Origin of the sequence: Catellatospora sp. NPDC049609, assembly GCF_040675365.1 — a bacterium.
In the GTDB taxonomy this organism is placed as follows: domain Bacteria; phylum Actinomycetota; class Actinomycetes; order Mycobacteriales; family Micromonosporaceae; genus Catellatospora.
Genome location: NZ_JBFAOU010000029.1, coordinates 19,846 through 35,548 on the forward strand (window position 1 = coordinate 19,846; position 15,703 = coordinate 35,548).

The window sequence follows — 15,703 nt, forward strand, 5'->3', positions numbered from 1 at the left end:
GAGATCTTGGGCGCGGGCCGCGGGCCGGGGTGGCGGGTCAGCGGGTGGTGGTGCGGGCCAGGGTGATGGTCCGGCCGCGCTCGGTGTCGGGGAAGCGGGCGAGTCTGGCCCGGACCTCGGCGGCGTCCACATCGGCGCCGAACAGCTCGCTGCCGGGTTCGAGGCGTACCCCGTCGGCCAGCGACCCGGCCACGACGGGGTCGAAGCCGAGCGAGTCGACCAGCGCCGCCACGGCGGCGAGGTCCGCGGGGTCGTCGCCCGCGATCGCCACGGCCAGGCGCTGCGGGTCGCCCGCGGGCCGGGCCTGGTCCTCCAGGTTGTGGTAGCCCACGTGGTTGAACGCCTTGACCACCCGCGAGCCGGGCAGGAACGCCTGGACCAGCTCACTGCTCGACGTGCGCGGGTCGGTGAGGTCGGCGCGGACGCCGTCGACCTCCCACCAGTAGTTCATGGCGTCGACCACGAGCCTGCCCGCCAGCGCGTCCGCCGGGATGGTGCGGTACCTGCCCAGCGGCAGGGCGAGCACGACGATGTCGGCGCGCGCGGCGGCGTCCCGGGCGTCGGTGGCCACCGCGCCGGGGGTGAGCACCTCGACGGTGAGCGCGATCTTCGCGGGGTCGCCGGAGCCGGCGACGAGCACTCGGTGCCCGGCGGCCAGGGCGAGCCGGGCGAGCACGGTGCCCAGCTTGCCGGCGCCGAGGATGCCCAGGGTGAGTGGATGCGGGGTGGGGTGGGTCATGGGGTCTCCGATCAACGTGCGGCGGCGTCAGCCGGCGAGCAGGTCGCGGACCATGGGGAGCACCTTCGAGCCGTACAGCTCGACCGCCCGCAGCCGGGCGCTGACCGGCTGCGCGCCCGCGGTGTAGATGAGGTCGAACCGGCCGACGCCGAGCGCGCGCACCGCACCGGCGATCTTGCGGGCGACGGTCTCCGGGGAGCCGATGTAGAGCGAGCCGTGCTCGACCTCGGCGTCGAACTCGGCGCGGGTGACCGGCGGCCAGCCGCGCAGCGCGCCGATCCGGTCGCGGATGACCCGGTAGTGCGGCCAGAACACCGCCCTGGCCGCGTCGTCGGTGTCGGCGACGAAGCCCGGCGAGTGCATGCCGACCGGGTGCGCGGTGGTGCCGTACTGCTCGGCGGCCCGCCGGTAGAGGTCGAGGTACGGCGCGAAGCGCTGCGGCCGCCCGCCGATGATCGCGAGCATGAGCGGCAGGCCGTGGCGCGCGGTGCGCACGACCGACTGCGGCGAGCCGCCGACACCCACCCAGGTGGTGAGGCGGCCGGACGCGGTCTTCGGGAAGACGTCGGCCCGGTCGAGCGGCGGGCGCATGGTGCCCGTCCAGGTGACCGGTTGCTCGTCGAGCAGCTTCACGAACAGGTCGAGCTTCTCCTCGAACAGCGCGTCGTAGTCGGCCAGGTCGTAGCCGAACAGCGGGAACGACTCGGTGAACGAGCCCCGGCCGAGGATGACCTCGGCGCGGCCCTGCGACAGCGCGTCGACGGTGGCGAAGCGCTGGAAGACCCGCACCGGGTCGTCGGAGCTGAGCACGGTCACGCCGGAGCCGAGCCGGATGCGCGAGGTGCGGGTGGCGATCCCGGCGAGCACGGTCTCCGGGGTGGACACGGCGTACTCGGGCCGGTGGTGCTCGCCGAGGGCCAGCACGTCGACGCCGAGGTCGTCGGCGAGCACGGCCTCGGCGACGACCTGGCGGATCGCGGCCGCGTAGGACACCGGCCGGCCCGCGTCGTCCTCGGGCACGTCGCCGAAGGTGTCGAGGCCGAAGATGAGATCAGACATGGGCGGGCTCCGTCGCGAGTAGTTCCCGCACCCGCGGGGCGACCTCGCGGCCGAGCAGCTCGATGCTGCGGGCGCGGGCCTGGCGGGGCAGGTGCATGATGTCGTACTTGAGGTCGAAGCGGCTCAGCCGCAGGTCGCGGGCCACCGTGGCGATCTTCTGCGCGACCGTCTCGGGCGAGCCGACGAACAGCGCGCCGCCGTCGAGCTCGGCCTCGTAGCGTTCCCGGGTCGGGTGGTAGAAGCCGCGCTCCCGCTGGATCTTCGCCACGACCGGCTGCCAGTGCCGCCACCAGGTCTCCCGGGCCTGCTCGTCGGTGTCGGCGACCAGGCCCAGCGAGTGCTGCCCGATCGGCAGCGCGGGGTGCCCGAACTGGGCCAGCGCCCGCAGGTAGAGGTCGACGTGGCCGGCGAAGCGCTGCGGCCGCCCGCCGATGATCGCGAGCATGAGCGGCAGTCCGTGGCGGGCGGCGCGGACCACCGAGCCGGGGCTGCCGCCGACGCCGATCCAGGTGGGGATGCCGCCGGGCCGCATCCGGGGGTGCAGGCGCTGCTCGACCAGCGGGCTGCGTACGGTGCCGGACCAGGTGACCCGGTCCTCGCGCTGCAGCCGCAGGAACAGGTCGAGCTTCTCCTCGAACAGCCGCTCGTAGTCGGCCAGGTCGTAGCCGAACAGCGGGAACGACTCGGTGGCCGAGGCCCGGCCGAGCACCAGCTGGGCGCGGCCGTGCGACACCGCGTCCAGGGTCGAGAACTCGTGGTAGAGCCGTACCGGGTCGTTGGTGCTGAGCACGGTGACGGAGGTGCCGAGCCGGATCCGCTCGGTCGCGGTCGCGATGGCCGCGAGCAGCACGGGGGTCGCCGAGTCGGTGTGGCCCTCCCGGTAGTGCTCCCCCACGCTGAACACGTCGAGCCCGACGGAGTCGGCCAGCCGGGCCTCCTCGACGATCAGCCGCACGGTCTCGGCGTCGCTGAGGACCCGGTCGCCGTCGGTGGCGACATCGCCGAACGAGTTGAGTCCCAGCTCGAATGCTGCTGTCGGCATCGCTGCCCCTTCCCGGTCGGCTGATTGACATGTCAATTATGTAAGCCGGTATGATTGACATGTCAATCGGAGGGACCATGACGCGCACCACACCTGAACAGCGCAGACGACGCCAGTTGCCGACGACCGAGCAGCTGCGGATCTGGCGGGACTTCATCGAGACGACGGAGGCGCTGCGTTCGGAGATCGCCTCGCGGCTGCAGAGTGACTGCTCGCTGTCGCCGGGCGACTATGCGGTGCTGCTCGCCCTCAGCGAGGCCCCGGACCGGCGGATGCGCTCCTCCGAGCTGGCCGCCCGCATCAACTGGGAGCGCAGCCGCCTGTCCCACCACCTCGGCCGGATGGAGCGGCGCGGGCTCATCCGCCGCGAGGAGTGCGCCGCCGACAGCCGCGGGGCCGAGATCGTGCTGGCCGACAGCGGAGCCGAGGCGTTCCACGCCGCCACGGTCCCCCACCTGCGCGCGGTCCGCGAGCTGTTCGTGGACGCCCTGACACCGGACCAGCTGACCGCGGCGGGCGAACTCGCCGCGGCGCTCCGCGCCGGCCTGGCGTCCCGTGAGCCGTGAGCCGTGAGCCGTGCCGAACGGTGCCTGCTGGCCTGACCTGCCACCGTGCCACGGCCGGGATCCCTGCCGCGGCACCGGGCGGGCCGCGATGAGATCCAGTGTGGACGATCACACTGTGGGATTGTCGGCGCGTTGTGTGAAACTCCTCGGGTGACGTTCACCCCGCCGCCGACACCGCCCGAGTATCCGCCCACCGCCCCGTGGCAGCCGGGCCCCGTCCCGCCGCAGCCCCGCAGCAACACGGGACTCATCATCGGCGTGGTCGCCGGCGTGCTGGTGCTGTGCCTGGCGGGCCTCGCCATCGGCGGCATCGTGGTGTTCAACGTGCTCGACGGCAGCCCGAGCGCGAGCGGGCGGCCGTCGCCCGCGTCACGCACCACCGAGGCCGCGGTCTACTCCCCGCCGCCGGTGGTCGAGACCACCGAGGCCGCGCCGCCGCCCGCCCCGGTCCGGGTCGGCGACTGCGTCGCGGTCGACACGTCGGGCAACTACCTCGGGCTCGGCAACTGCAACGGCTCGAGCGGCACCTACCGGGTCCTGTCCGTGGACCACTCGCAGCGCACCTGCGCCGACCCCGACTCGCCGTACATCACCGTCGACGGCTACCGGCTGTGCATGGAGCTCTACCTGGTGCGCAACTACTGCTACAAGCTGCCCGCGGGCAGCGGGTGGGTGACCGCGGCGGCCAAGTGCAAGGCCAAGGGCACGGTCCACGTCATCGACATCGTACCCGGCGCGAAGAACGGCGACCGGTGCACCCGCGACTACAAGTGGAACCACTGGTACCGCTACACCCACCCCACCGTCGTCTACTGCGTCATGAAGTACTGACCACGGCCGGTCCGGTTCACAGCGAGCCGGACTCCGGCCAGAACGACCAGTGCGTGTTCGGCCGGTGCGTCGGCCGGTACGCCGCCACGTCGCCCGTCGCCAGCACCTGCGCGAGCTGCTGGAACGTCTCCGTCTCGCTGGGCAGCTGGTCGTGGCGGGCCGGGTCGCGGTGCCACCACTCCTGCAGCACCATGATCCGCGGCAGGTCGGCGGGCAGCCGGTGGCGCAACTCCTGCTCGTCGGCGAGCAGCAGGTCGCGGTACTCGGGCACCAGGCGGCGCAGCACGTCCCACACCGGCTCGCCGGCCTCCGCACGGACCGGGACGGCCTCGCCGCGCACGACGACCGGCACCATGCCGCCGTGGCCGGCGCGTTCCAGCTCGTGCATGTTCTCGACGCGCTCGATGAAGTCGCCCGGTCCGTAGCCGGGCGCGCCGCCGGTCAGGCAGTTGCCGAAGCAGTGCAGCACGTCGATGACGTTGCCCGCGCGGGCGTGGAAGCCCACCAGCTCGATGACCAGCGCCCAGCGGCGCTCGTCGCGGAAGGCGTGCAGCCGGGCGTCGATCGCGTGGTGGTAGCCGTGGTCCGGGTCGGCGAAACCGAAAGCGCGGGCGGCGGCGTCGAGCTGCGCCAGCACCTCGTCGGGCGAGATCACGGCGGGACACTACACCGTCCGCCGGGCCCGGCGGCCGCCGCGACGCGCCCGTCACGGGTCAGATCCGCAGGGCGCCGGGGGCGGTGCCGTACGCGCGCCCGCACGCGGTGAGGGCGAGCACGCCCTGCCCGCTCATGCGGGTGTGCGGACCGAAGGCGCTCGGATCGACTGAGGTGAGCGCCGCTATGTCGGTGGCGTGGCAGGTCTCGGGGATGCCGAGGCGCTCCATCAGCTCGGCGCGGCGCGCCATGAACGCGTCGGTGTCGGCGAAGTCGATCCCGGCGTAGGCGTCGGCGGGCAGCTCCGGGCGCTCGTCGGGCAGCAGGAAGCCCTCCTCGGCGGGGTGGCGCGGTCCGGCGTGGTTGTCCGCGTCGGCCTCGTAGAAGCGCTGGACCGTCCCGTCCTCCGCCAGGCACCAGGCAGTCCAGCCGTCGCCGCAGCTCATGCCGTAGAGGTGGGCCGCGCCGAACAGCTCGCTGAGCCGGGCGCAGGTGCACATCACCGCGTACGCCCAGTCGAAGGGGTCGTCCGAATCGGCGTGGGCCATGGCGGTGTCGGCGCCGAAGACGAGCGTCCAGCCGTCGACGGCCGGGGTGACGTATGCGCGCCCGTGCCGCCGATGGTCGTCGTGCTGAAGGTGCCATCCGTGGTGGTCGTGGTTCCAGGCCGACTCCCCCAGCCGCAGGGTGACCGGTTCGGGGTCGGACAGGTCGAGGGCGGACAGCACGGCCGCCTGGTCGGTGCTGCGCACGGCGAGCCACGTGCCGCACAGGTGGACCGGCTCGGGTGTCTCGGCGCGCTGCTTGACCCGGATGAGCCGCCGCACCGCGGCCCGGTCGCGCTCGCTGATCGCGGCCGGGTCGATGTCGGCCAGCGCCGTCAGCGCGCCCCGGCGCAGGCCGCCCGGTCCGTGCGCCCGGATCCGCTGCAGCGTCGGGAGCAGGCCCGGCCCCAGCTCAGGCAGCGCCCACTGGCCGCGTTGGCGCACCTGCTCGTCCTCGTCGCGCAGCAGGGCGAGCAGCGCGTCGGCGTGGGGCAGTGAGCGCTCCTTGCGGCACTGCAGCACGTACGCGGCCTGCGCCCGCACCTCGGCGCTCGGGTGCCGCAGCAGCTCGGCGTAGGGTGTCAGGTCGTCGAGCTTCATCCAGCTCAGCGCGAAGCACGCGTAGCGGCGCACCTCGGGGTCCGGATGCTCGGCGATGACGTCGACCACCGGTGCGAACGCGGGCAGCCCGATGCGGCCGAGCAGCTGCGCGGTCAGCCCCCAGTCGATCCGTTGCCGACTGCGGCACAGCTCGGCGACCAGCGCGGGCACGGACTGCGCCCCGGCCCGCACGATCGCCTCCTGCGCGGCCGTCCGGACCGCGCCGTCGGTCGAGGCGAGATCCTCGATCAGCGATGCGTTCCACATGGGACGCCACGCTACGTCAGCGCGCCGACATTCTGCCCGCGATCGGCCGCGCGCAGGCCAGAGGCTCCGGCCGAGCCCAGGGAACAGCTCGGCCGGAGCCTCGGGCGCCGCCCGCCTCGCGTCGACCCGCCGGGCCCGTCGCGCGGCGCGCGGCGCATGACGCGCGGCGCGTGCCGGGGGCGACTACTGCCCCGTGGAGTGGAGGCTCGACACCTCGGCGGCGGTCAGCACGCGGCTGTAGACGCGGAACGAGTCGACCGCGCCGTCGAGGTAGGGGTCGCCGCTGTACTGCGAGCGGCCGATCCAGTTCTGCGAGGTGCTGCCCAGCGCGCCCGGGGTGAGGGTCATCGCGGTGTTGCGGGCGACCTCGGCGCCGTTGACGTACAGGATGCCGACGCCGGCGCCGACGGTGACCGCCACGTGCGTCCAGGCGCCGGTGGGCAGCGCGGCGGGGGCGTTGATGCGCTGCTCGCCGCCCGAGCCCGAGGTCGTGATCGCGAACCGGGCCGTGCCCGAGCTGCTGCTGGGCACCAGGAACATGTTGGTGGTGGTGTTCGAGCCGAAGTCGAACAGCCGCGCCCAGTTGGTCCGGGTATCCAGCCGCACCCAGGTGGCGATGGTGACCGCGGACGCGCCGGCCAGGATGCCCGACGGCAGGCTGACGTACTGCGCGGTGCCGCTGAGGTTGACCGCGTTGCCGGTGCGCCCGGCGACCCAGGTCGCGCCCCCGGCCACCGTCGCGGTCTTGCCGTTGCCGGTGGCGTCGGCGGCCGTGGTGCCGGAGGTCTCGTTGAACAGGTAGTGCGCCACGAACGCGGGCAGCGGCGTGGTCGTGGTGACGTTCCAGTAGACCGTGTACCGCTGGCCGTGCATCTTGTAGAACGGCAGCAGGGTCACGTTGCCGGTGGACGCGCTCGCGGTGAACTGCAGCGGCGTGGCCGTCGCGGCGATCGACGACGCGTTCAGGGTGGGCAGCGCGGACAGGTTCGTGCTGCCGTACGCCCCGGCGAGCACGATCGGGCCGTACTTGACCGCCTGGGTGGTGGCCGAGTCCGGGGTGGCCTCGCGGACCAGTGCCATCGGCAGGGAGACGTCGACGACGTCGCCGGTGGCCCAGGTGCGGTTGATGACGGCGTACGAGCCGGGTGTCACCCCGCTCTGCGTGGTGCCGTTGACGCGGATGCTCGCCCCGGCGGCCCACGCGGGCACCCGCACGCGCAGCGCGAACGTGCCGGACCCGGCCGTGACGGTCAGCCTGCTGGACGGCGCCTCGGGGAACGTGGTGTCCTGCCGGATGGTGACGCCCTTGGCAGCCCAGTTCAGCTGGGAGGCGATGAACAGGTTGACGTACAGGTTGTCGCCGGAGTGGAAGTAGATGCTGTCGCCGTACTTGGTGTTGGTCTCCATGCCCGTGCCGTGGCAGCAGGTGAAGTTGTTGTAGTCGTTGCTGTAGGTCTTGATGCCGCCGGCCCGCAGCGGGATGTAGTAGCTGTGGAAGCCGTGCGCGGAGTTCGGGTCCTGCGCGCCGAGCAGGTGGTTGTACAGCGCCTTCTCGTAGTAGTCCATGTAGTCGGCGCGGGCCGGGTTGGTGAAGAACAGCTGGCGGCTCAGCTTGAGCATGTTGTACGTGTTGCAGCACTCGGCGGTGCTGTCGGACAGCTCGCTGGCGATCCGGTTGGGCGCCTTGAAGTACTCGCCGTTGGAGTTGCCGCCGATGGCGTAGGTGTGCCGCCCGACCACGATGTCCCAGAAGTTGACCGCGATGTCGCGGTAGCGGGTCGTGCCGGTCGCGTGGTACTCGCGGATCGCGCCGATGACCTTCGGGATCTGGGTGTTGGCGTGGTAGTTGTTCAGCGCGTCGGTGTTGGCCGCGAGCGGGTCGAACACCTCGGCGTGGTCGAAGTGCTGGGCCGCGGTCAGGTGCGCACTGTTCTCGGTGAGCTGGTAGAGGTTGGTCAGCACCTCGTTCATGCCGCCGAACTCGGTGTCGAGCATGTTCTGCCGCTGGGTCTGGGTGAGCCGGTCGTTGCGGAACTTGACCCAGCCCGCCATCGCGGTGAGCACCGCGAGCGCCTGCGCGTTGCCGGCCAGCAGATGCATGTCCAGCAGCCCCGCCATGATCTTGTGGAGGGTGTAGTACGGCGCCCACACCTGCTGGCGCGCCTCGACCCGGTCGATGAAGCTCTCCGGGAAGGCCGACAGGTAGCCGGTGTTGTACCCGGCCGTGGTCGCCCGGGCCTGGCAGATCGCCAGCTGCGCGACGAGGTAGTCGCCCTTGGTCTTGAAGCTGGTGGTGCCGGTGCCGGCGTACGCCTGGGCGAGGCCGGTCAGCACGTGGCCCATCGAGTGCCCGCGCAGCTCGGTGGTCGGCGACTCCCAGCCGCCGCACGCGGTGGCCGACGAGCTCAGCCCGTAGTTGAGGCGGAAGGTGTGCAGCAGCCGGTCGGCGTCGAGGAAGCTCAGGTAGCTCTGGGTGCGGCCGGTGTTGCTCAGGAACGGGCCGGCCAGCAGCGTCACCGCGCCGAGCGGGAACGGGTGGACCGACACGCCGATGTCGGTGCGGGCGGCGTGCGCGGGTGCTGCGGGCAGGCTACCGGCGACCGCTGCGGCTGCGGCGCCGACCGCGCCGGCGCGCAGCACGGTACGGCGGGACAGTGCGGACATCTCTTCGCCTTTCTCGGGGACGGGGCGGTGAGAGCGAAGTGTCCGGGCGATCTGACGATGTCCTACGAAAACCCTTTCGGCAAGATGTCCGGCTCATTGCGCCAGCTTTCGAAACCTTTCGGCGCACTGCTGCCAGGCGGCCCCGTCCCGCCAAGATCGCTGCTTTGTGCCATGATCTGCGCTCGCACCACAGGTTCTGACACCGCGAGGCGATCTTCGCCGGGAGACGCGGAAGGCGATGGGGTTCGTCAGCGAACCTTCGGCCAACGTGGACATGGCGGCGGGCCGAGGTCAGCTGCGCGGCGACGCTGATGGACGCCGGACCTGGGCCACGATCTCGTAGCGGGGCAGCAGGCGGCGGGCGGCGGGCACCCGCCCGGCCAGGTCGGTGGCGCCGGGATCGGCGCCGGCCGCCCGCAGCGCCGCCGCGAGGTCATCCGCGAGCGCCTCCTCGGCGCGGTGCAGCGGCGTCGCGCCCTCCTTGTCCCGGCCGTCGACCGGCAGGCCCGCCGCGAGCAGCCGCGGCAGCAGCACCTGGTGGTCCAGGTGGGACAGCACGTGCAGCAGGGTGCCGCCGCTACCCTCGGCGACGGCCGGGTCGAACCCGGCGTCGAGCATCGACACCACCAGGTCGGTGCGCCCGCGCCGGGCGGCGTGGAAGAGGTCGGCGCGCTGCCAGCGCAGCCGTTTCGGCAGCCGGCCGTGGCCGGTCTGCCAGGCGCGCAGCGCCGCCGCGCAGCCCTGGATCCGGCCGCCGAGCGCGCCGAGCGCCAGCTCGCGCCTGATCTCCTGCGGGGTGTGGTCGAGGGCGTCCAGCCGGCCATCGGCGACCCGCATCCGGTGCCACACCGTCGTGCAGCGCACCCTGACCTCGGGAAAGTCCCAGTGCGGCACGGACGGCCGCCGGGTCTGGCCGGGCCGCACCGCCTCGAACACGAGCGGGTGCAGGTCATGGGCGGACATCGGCCCCGGCTCCAGGTATGCCGCGTCGCTCAGGGTTTCGGGGTGCCTGGCGGCGTACGCGGCACGGCGCTCGGCGACCGCGTCCGCGCGCCAGCACCACACCGGCAGCGGGGTCCAGTAGCCGGGCAGCCGGCTCGCGTCGGTGACCCCGAGGTGCGCGCCCCGGTCCTCGGCCGACGACGCCGGTCCGGTGATCACGAGCACCGGGCCGTCGAGCAGCCCGAGCAGGCGCTTGCGCTCCTTGCCGTAGTCGTACGGGTAGGCCGGGACGGCGCGGTGGATCGACGCCTGGCGGGTGAGGACGACGAGCCGGGTCCACTGCGGCCAGCTGCGGTATCCGGTCGCAAGGTAGGCGCCCAGCAGGTCGGGGGCGAGGTGGCGCAGGTCCTCGGCGATGCGCAGGGCCGCGGAGCCGCCGAAGGTGACCGCCACGTCGGCGAGGTCGACCGCGGGCGTCAGCCCGGCGGCACGGCAGGCGCCGGCCCAGTCCCCCGCCTCGCGCAGCCGGGTGCACTCGTCGACCACCGCCGGGGCCGTGTGATGCAGCGGGGTGCGGGTGAGGTGCTCCCACCGCCAGTCGGACATGCCCGGATCTCCCTGTCACCGTCGGGTGGGGAGCGGGACCGGCCGGATTCGCACCGGCGTCCTCTCGATGTGAGTGCGAGCGCGACGACTTCTGCGCTACGGCCCCGCCCGGCGGGCAGTCTAGCGACCGCTCGCCCGGTGCGCGGGTACGGGCGAGCGGCCTTCACGTCGGGTGCGCGGGCGACCCGCCCGCGGGCCGGGACGGGCGGCCGGTCAGGCGTCGCAGCCAGGCGACCCGGAACACGGCGGATGGTCAGGCCTCGTAGCCAGGCGTGCCACGACGCGGCGGCTGGTCAGGCTCGTAGCCAGGCGTGCCAGGAGGCGGCGGTGACGGGGGCGCCCGGGTGGTCCAGGGCCCAGCGCAGGTAGCCGGCGCGCAGGCGGACCAGGCCGTCGAGGTCGTCCTCGGCCCACTCGACGATCATGCGAACCGACGGCTGGTGCAGCGCGCGGGCGAGCTTGACGTAGCCGAGGTCCTCGCAGCGGTGCTCGCGCCGGACCGCCGCGCCGACCAGGGCGAGCAGGTCGCCATGGGTCTCCGGGGTCGGCCCCTGCGTGGCGAGGGTGCGCAGGATGTGCCGCTTGGCCGCCCAGCTCTTGCCCAGCGACGCCCACTCGTCCGGGTACTCGGTCTCCCAGCGCAGGTAGAGCACGGCGTGGCGGGCGAACGGGGCGAGCTCCTCGGCGGCCGCCGCCCCGGACAGGTAGTGCCAGATGGGTGCGGCGAACATCCGGTCGTACGCGTCGCGCATGGCGGCGTGGACCTGGTCGTACTCGGCCTGCAGGCGCGGGGTGGCGCCGTCGCGCTCGGCGACGCGCTGGCGCGCGATGCGCACCCAGGTGTGGTGGCGCGCCCACTCGTTCTGGTAGCCGCGTTCGCGCTCGATCGCGGCCCGGCGCCGGTCGGCGTCCGGGTGCACGATGTCGAAGGTCCAGGCGAACTCGGCCAGCTGATCCACATGCACGGGGCAAGGTTGCCAGCGACTCGGCCGATCGCCAACGAATTGAGCCCCACGCGACCCCGGTGGGCAGTGGGCATGCTTCTACGCGATCATGCGACTACATAGAGTTACGAACGATGGCTTCCGGTCGGTCCGACCGGCACCTAGGGTGACGACGTGATCTTGCTGTTGAAGCTGGTGCTGGCGCCCGGCCTGGTCGTCGCCTCCTCGCTCGCGGGACGGCGCTGGGGCGCGCAGGTGACCGGCACCCTGGTCGCGCTACCCATCGTGGCCGGGCCGATCCTGTTGATCACCTGCCTGCAGCACGGCGCCGCGTTCGGCGCCCGCGCGGCCGGTGCCGCCCTGCTCGGCCTGGTCACCCTCGCGCTGTTCACGGTGGTGTTCGCGCGCTGCTCGCGTACCACCGGATGGGCCGGCTCGCTGGCCGCCGCCTGGGCCGCCTGCCTGGCCGGGGACTTCGCGCTGGCCGGGCTCGCCCTTCCCCCGGTGCTCGGCCTCGGCGTCGTGCTCGCGGCGGTCGTCGCGGCGCTGCGGATGCTGCCCGCCGTGCCGCCCGCCGGGCCCGCCGACGGGGCGCCCGCCTGGCCGTGGTGGGACCTGCCCGGCCGGGCGGCCGCGACCGCCGCCCTGGTGGTGGCGGTCACCGCCGCGTCCGGCGCGCTCGGGCCAGGTCTGACCGGGGTGCTGGCGCCGTTCCCGATCGCCACCAGCGTGGTCGCCGCCTTCGTGCTCGCCCAGAGCGGCTCCGACCAGGCGGTACGCACCCTGCGCGGCGTCGCCCACGGCCTGGTCGGCTTCGCCGTCTTCTGCTTCGGCGTGGCCGTGCTCGTCGAGCCGGCCGGCACCGCCGGGGCGTTCGGGGTCGCGCTGGCGGCCACGCTCGGCGTCCAGCTGGGCCTGCGGGCGGGGCTCAGCCGGTGGCGGATGCGTACCACCTGATCGCAGCGGGTTAGAGTCGCCGCCATGGCGTTCGACATCGCGACAGCCCGCGCGGCCTACCCGGCCCTGGGCGAGGGATTCCGGCACTTCGACGCGGCGGCGGGCTCGCTGGTGGCCGAACCGGTCGCCCGAGCGGTCCACGCCGTGTACACCGGCGCGGTCGCCAACCGCAGCGACGCGTTCGCGCCGGGCCGCCGCGCCCTGGAGATCGTCGTCGAGGCGCGCCGGGCCGTCGCCGACCTGCTCGGCGCGGACCCGGCGGGCGTGGTGTTCGGCTCCAGCGCCACCTCGCTGACGTACCTCATGGCGCGGACGGTTGCGGCGAGCTGGCAGCCCGGCGACGAGGTAGTCGTCTCGCGGCTCGACCACGACTCCAACGTGCGGCCGTGGATCCAGCTGGCCGCCGAGCGCGGCGCGACCGTGCGGTGGGCCGAGTTCGACCCGGCCACCGGTCAGCTGCCCACCGGCCAGTACCGGGAGCTGATCAACGAGCGCACCCGCGTGGTCGCGGTCACCGCCGCCAGCAACGCCATCGGCACCCGGCCCGACGTGCCCGCCATCGCCGCGCTCGCACACGCGGCCGGCGCGCTGGTGTACGTCGACGGCGTGCACGCCACCCCGCACCAGCCGACCGACGTCGCGGCGCTCGGCGCCGACTTCTACGTGACCAGTGCGTACAAGTGGTCCGGGCCGCACCTGGCCGCCTGCGTCGCCGACCCGGCACTGCTGGAGACGCTGCGCCCGCTCAAGCTGCGCCCGTCCAGCGACGCCGTGCCGGAGCGCTTCGAGCTGGGCACGCCGAGCTTCGCCTCGCTGGCCGGGGTCACCGCCGCGGTCGACCACCTGGCCGGCCTCGACCCGGCCGCCCCCGGCGGCCGCCGCGACCGGGTGCTGACGTCCCTGGCCGCGGTACGCGACTACGAGGCGGGCCTGTTCGGCCGACTCGTCGACGGGCTGGCGGGCATCGACGCGGTGACGCTGTGCCCCGCGCCCGACGACCGGTGCCCGACGGTGTCGTTCCGGCTCGGCACGCAGCACCCGGCGGCGACGTCGGCCCTGCTCGGCGACGCCGGGATCTGCGCCTTCGCCGGGGACTACTACGCCTGGGAGTACTTCCAGACGACGGGCCTGCGCGACACCGGCGGCGCCGTCCGCGCCGGCGTCTACCACTACACCACCGCCGAGGACGTGGACGTCCTCCTGGACACCCTGCGCACGGCGGCCAAGTCGGCCGCCTGACCGTCACCCCGGGTGACCGCTACATTTACGCAGAAGAATGCCCGCACGTCACGCATTCCAGTTTGGACCACCTCAGGATCGGGTGTTTGCGCTGGCAGCGGTATAACGGTCGCCACGGTTGGTGGCCGGGCCGGGCGGGTTGTACCCTCCACGCGACAGTCGGCCGGTCGGGGAGGAAGCCTTGCGCCCAAATGAAGAGCGCGCGCTCTACGGAATCGCGGACGACGGTCGGCCCGACCCGGCCGATGCGCAGACCGCGGCCGAGTTCGTCGCGCTGCTCGGCGCGTTCGTCGAGGCGTCCGGGCTGCCACTGCCCGAGATCGAGGAAGTAGCCAAGTCCAAGGGCTACGTGCTGCCGGAGACGATCATCGCCGCGGCACTGAGCAATGACACCCTGCCGCCCGAGGAGATGGTCGTGGCGCTGGTGCGCGCCATCGGCATCAACGACCGCGAGGTGAAGTACTGGGCGGACGCGTTGTGGCGCCTGCAGTCCAGGCCCGCCTACGACCCCGATCAGGAGCCCCGGCAGGAGTACGAGCGCAAGGCGGCGTCGAACGTCGCGAAGTTCTTCTCGACCAAGAACGATCCTGCTCCCGCCGAGCCCTATGTGGTCCCGGCGCCCGCCGAGGCCGGCCCGGGTCCCGCACCGAAGGTGGACCCCTATCTCGACCCGCCGGTCGAGGCCGGCCCTGCCGCGACGGACGACCGGCCCTATGTGGTCCCGGCGCCCTACGCGGTGGGCCACGTCCCGGGCGTCGACGACGCGTACGACGAGCGGCATGCGGCACCGCAATCCCATGACGCCGACCAGGATCCCGACCTGGATGAGCGCTACGAGGACCCGCAGCCCCACGGGGCCGGGCACGGTCCGGCGGCCGACGAGTACTACGAGGCGGACCCGCACCCCGGCGACCCGCCGTACGGCGCCGCCACCGAGTACGACCACGGCGAGTACGACGAGCCGTACGAGGAGCCCAGACCCGCCGACTACGCCGACTCCCCCGACTACGCAGCCTCACCCGACTACGCAGCCTCACCTGACTACGCCGACTCCCCCGGCTACGCCGAGGCACCGGCGGCGCACGCGGTCCCCGAGCGGCGGAGCCGCGGCTCACGGTCGGGTCTGCACCGGCTCGCCGCCCCCGACGACGATGACGCCGCCCGCCGGGACGAAGCGCCGCCCGTCCGGCGCCGCGAGAGCCGGGACACCACCCGGCGGGTGCGCCGGGACGGTCCGCGCGTCCGAGGGCTCGCGGCTCCGTCGACCAGCCGGTCCGGCCGCAAGGCAAAGTGGCCGTTGCCGGTCGCGGGAGGACTGTCCGCGGTGCTCGCCGTCTCCATCGTCGCCTGGATCGCGTTCGGCGGCAGCGGTGGCGGGCAGGCGCCCGTCAACGACGCCGCCGGCGCACCGCAGGGCGCCCGGTCCGCCGGCCCGACCACCACCGACGGCAGCCTGCCGAGCGAGGCGCCGGGGGTGGTCCCGGGCGTCAGCGCGTCCCCGCCCGCCGATCCCAACCCGCGGCAGACGACACAGGGGCCGCAGCCCGGCACCCAACCGACCGGGCAGGCGCCGCAGCCCGAGAACCCGCAGCCGACCACGCAGGGGCCGCAGCCCAGCGCCACCCCGGCCCGCACCTACAACACCTCCCTGAGCGGCACTGGCAGCACCACCTGCGCCAAGGAGGGCGGCCAGTGGCGGGTCCGGATCTCGGTCAGCGTCTCGGTGAGCGACGCGCCGCCGGGCGTCAGCCCGCGGGGCCAGGCCGGCCCGAGCGGCTCGATGCAAAGCTTCTCGCTCTCCGGCGGCGGCTCCTCGTTCAGCGGCTCCACCACCGTCGCGGTGGGTCCGGACTCCTCACCGAACGTCGGCACCGTGCAATGGGTGGTGACCATGAGCGTGCCGGGCGGCAAGACCGCCCGCGACGAGGCCTACGAGGGCTACAGCTGCGCCTGATCCGTTCGGGCCGGGTCCGCCCCGCGGAGCCCCGGCCCGGACGCCGCCGGAGGCGTTGAGCGCGAGGTGGTCGAGGTCACCGGGTCGCGGATCT

General features: G+C 73.6%; 13 protein-coding genes and 1 tRNA gene. 5 read left to right on the plus strand and 9 right to left on the minus strand.

All coding sequences use genetic code 11. The features are described 5' to 3' along the window. Positions 1-37 precede the first annotated feature (37 nt). Genes AB0J67_RS11525 through AB0J67_RS11535 form a run of 3 tightly spaced genes read right to left on the minus strand, consistent with a single transcriptional unit; the run spans position 38 to position 2,840 of the window. Positions 38-739, minus strand: coding sequence for an NAD(P)-binding domain-containing protein (locus AB0J67_RS11525; RefSeq protein ID WP_363479839.1), 702 nt, complete (start codon positions 737-739; stop codon positions 38-40). Between the two features lie 27 nt (positions 740-766). Continuing rightward, positions 767-1,798 carry an LLM class flavin-dependent oxidoreductase gene (locus AB0J67_RS11530; protein WP_363479842.1) on the minus strand — a complete coding sequence of 344 codons (1,032 nt, stop codon included), beginning with the start codon at positions 1,796-1,798 and terminating at the stop codon, positions 767-769. Continuing rightward, a complete protein-coding gene (locus AB0J67_RS11535; protein WP_363479844.1) occupies positions 1,791-2,840 on the minus strand; it encodes an LLM class flavin-dependent oxidoreductase in 1,050 nt (349 codons plus the stop codon). Before AB0J67_RS11535 ends, AB0J67_RS11530 begins: the two co-directional genes overlap by 8 nt. Before the next feature lie 77 nt (positions 2,841-2,917). Here AB0J67_RS11535 and AB0J67_RS11540 point away from each other — a divergent pair, with 77 nt between their 5' ends. Together AB0J67_RS11540 and AB0J67_RS11545 are read left to right on the plus strand one after the other, a co-directional pair. Beyond that, positions 2,918-3,406, plus strand: coding sequence for a MarR family transcriptional regulator (locus tag AB0J67_RS11540; protein ID WP_363479847.1), 489 nt, complete (start codon positions 2,918-2,920; stop codon positions 3,404-3,406). Positions 3,407-3,556: 150 nt separating this feature from the next. After that, on the plus strand, positions 3,557-4,237 hold the full coding sequence (locus tag AB0J67_RS11545) for a hypothetical protein (protein ID WP_363479850.1): 681 nt from the start codon (positions 3,557-3,559) through the stop codon (positions 4,235-4,237). A gap of 16 nt (positions 4,238-4,253) precedes the next feature. Here the strand turns inward: AB0J67_RS11545 and AB0J67_RS11550 are convergent, their stop codons facing one another. From AB0J67_RS11550 to AB0J67_RS11575, 6 genes are all read right to left on the minus strand, one after another. Then, positions 4,254-4,892 (minus strand): hypothetical protein, encoded by a 639-nt coding sequence (locus tag AB0J67_RS11550; RefSeq protein ID WP_363479853.1) that lies wholly within the window; start codon positions 4,890-4,892, stop codon positions 4,254-4,256. 58 nt (positions 4,893-4,950) lie between these two features. Next, the gene (locus AB0J67_RS11555) at positions 4,951-6,303 is read right to left on the minus strand and encodes a HEAT repeat domain-containing protein (RefSeq protein WP_363479856.1); all 1,353 of its coding nucleotides are present in this window, start codon (positions 6,301-6,303) and stop codon (positions 4,951-4,953) included. Positions 6,304-6,486: 183 nt separating this feature from the next. After that, positions 6,487-8,967, minus strand: coding sequence for a beta-L-arabinofuranosidase domain-containing protein (locus tag AB0J67_RS11560; RefSeq protein ID WP_363479859.1), 2,481 nt, complete (start codon positions 8,965-8,967; stop codon positions 6,487-6,489). Between the two features lie 291 nt (positions 8,968-9,258). After that, on the minus strand, positions 9,259-10,515 hold the full coding sequence (locus tag AB0J67_RS11565; RefSeq protein ID WP_363479862.1) for an ankyrin repeat domain-containing protein: 1,257 nt from the start codon (positions 10,513-10,515) through the stop codon (positions 9,259-9,261). A gap of 33 nt (positions 10,516-10,548) precedes the next feature. Next, positions 10,549-10,621 (minus strand) — tRNA-OTHER (locus AB0J67_RS11570). Positions 10,622-10,808: 187 nt separating this feature from the next. Further along, positions 10,809-11,480: a hypothetical protein gene (locus tag AB0J67_RS11575; RefSeq protein WP_363479865.1), complete on the minus strand. Its 672-nt coding sequence runs from the start codon at positions 11,478-11,480 to the stop codon at positions 10,809-10,811. 153 nt (positions 11,481-11,633) lie between these two features. Between AB0J67_RS11575 and AB0J67_RS11580 the strand changes: the two genes are divergently transcribed. The 3 genes from AB0J67_RS11580 to AB0J67_RS11590 all read left to right on the plus strand — a co-directional run bounded on the left by AB0J67_RS11580 (position 11,634) and on the right by AB0J67_RS11590 (position 15,609). After that, a complete protein-coding gene (locus AB0J67_RS11580; RefSeq protein ID WP_363479868.1) occupies positions 11,634-12,416 on the plus strand; it encodes a hypothetical protein in 783 nt (260 codons plus the stop codon). A gap of 24 nt (positions 12,417-12,440) precedes the next feature. Further along, complete coding sequence (locus AB0J67_RS11585; protein ID WP_363479871.1) at positions 12,441-13,655, plus strand: cysteine desulfurase-like protein; 1,215 nt, start codon at positions 12,441-12,443, stop codon at positions 13,653-13,655. Positions 13,656-13,836: 181 nt separating this feature from the next. After that, complete coding sequence (locus AB0J67_RS11590; protein WP_363479874.1) at positions 13,837-15,609, plus strand: hypothetical protein; 1,773 nt, start codon at positions 13,837-13,839, stop codon at positions 15,607-15,609. Positions 15,610-15,703 lie beyond the last annotated feature (94 nt).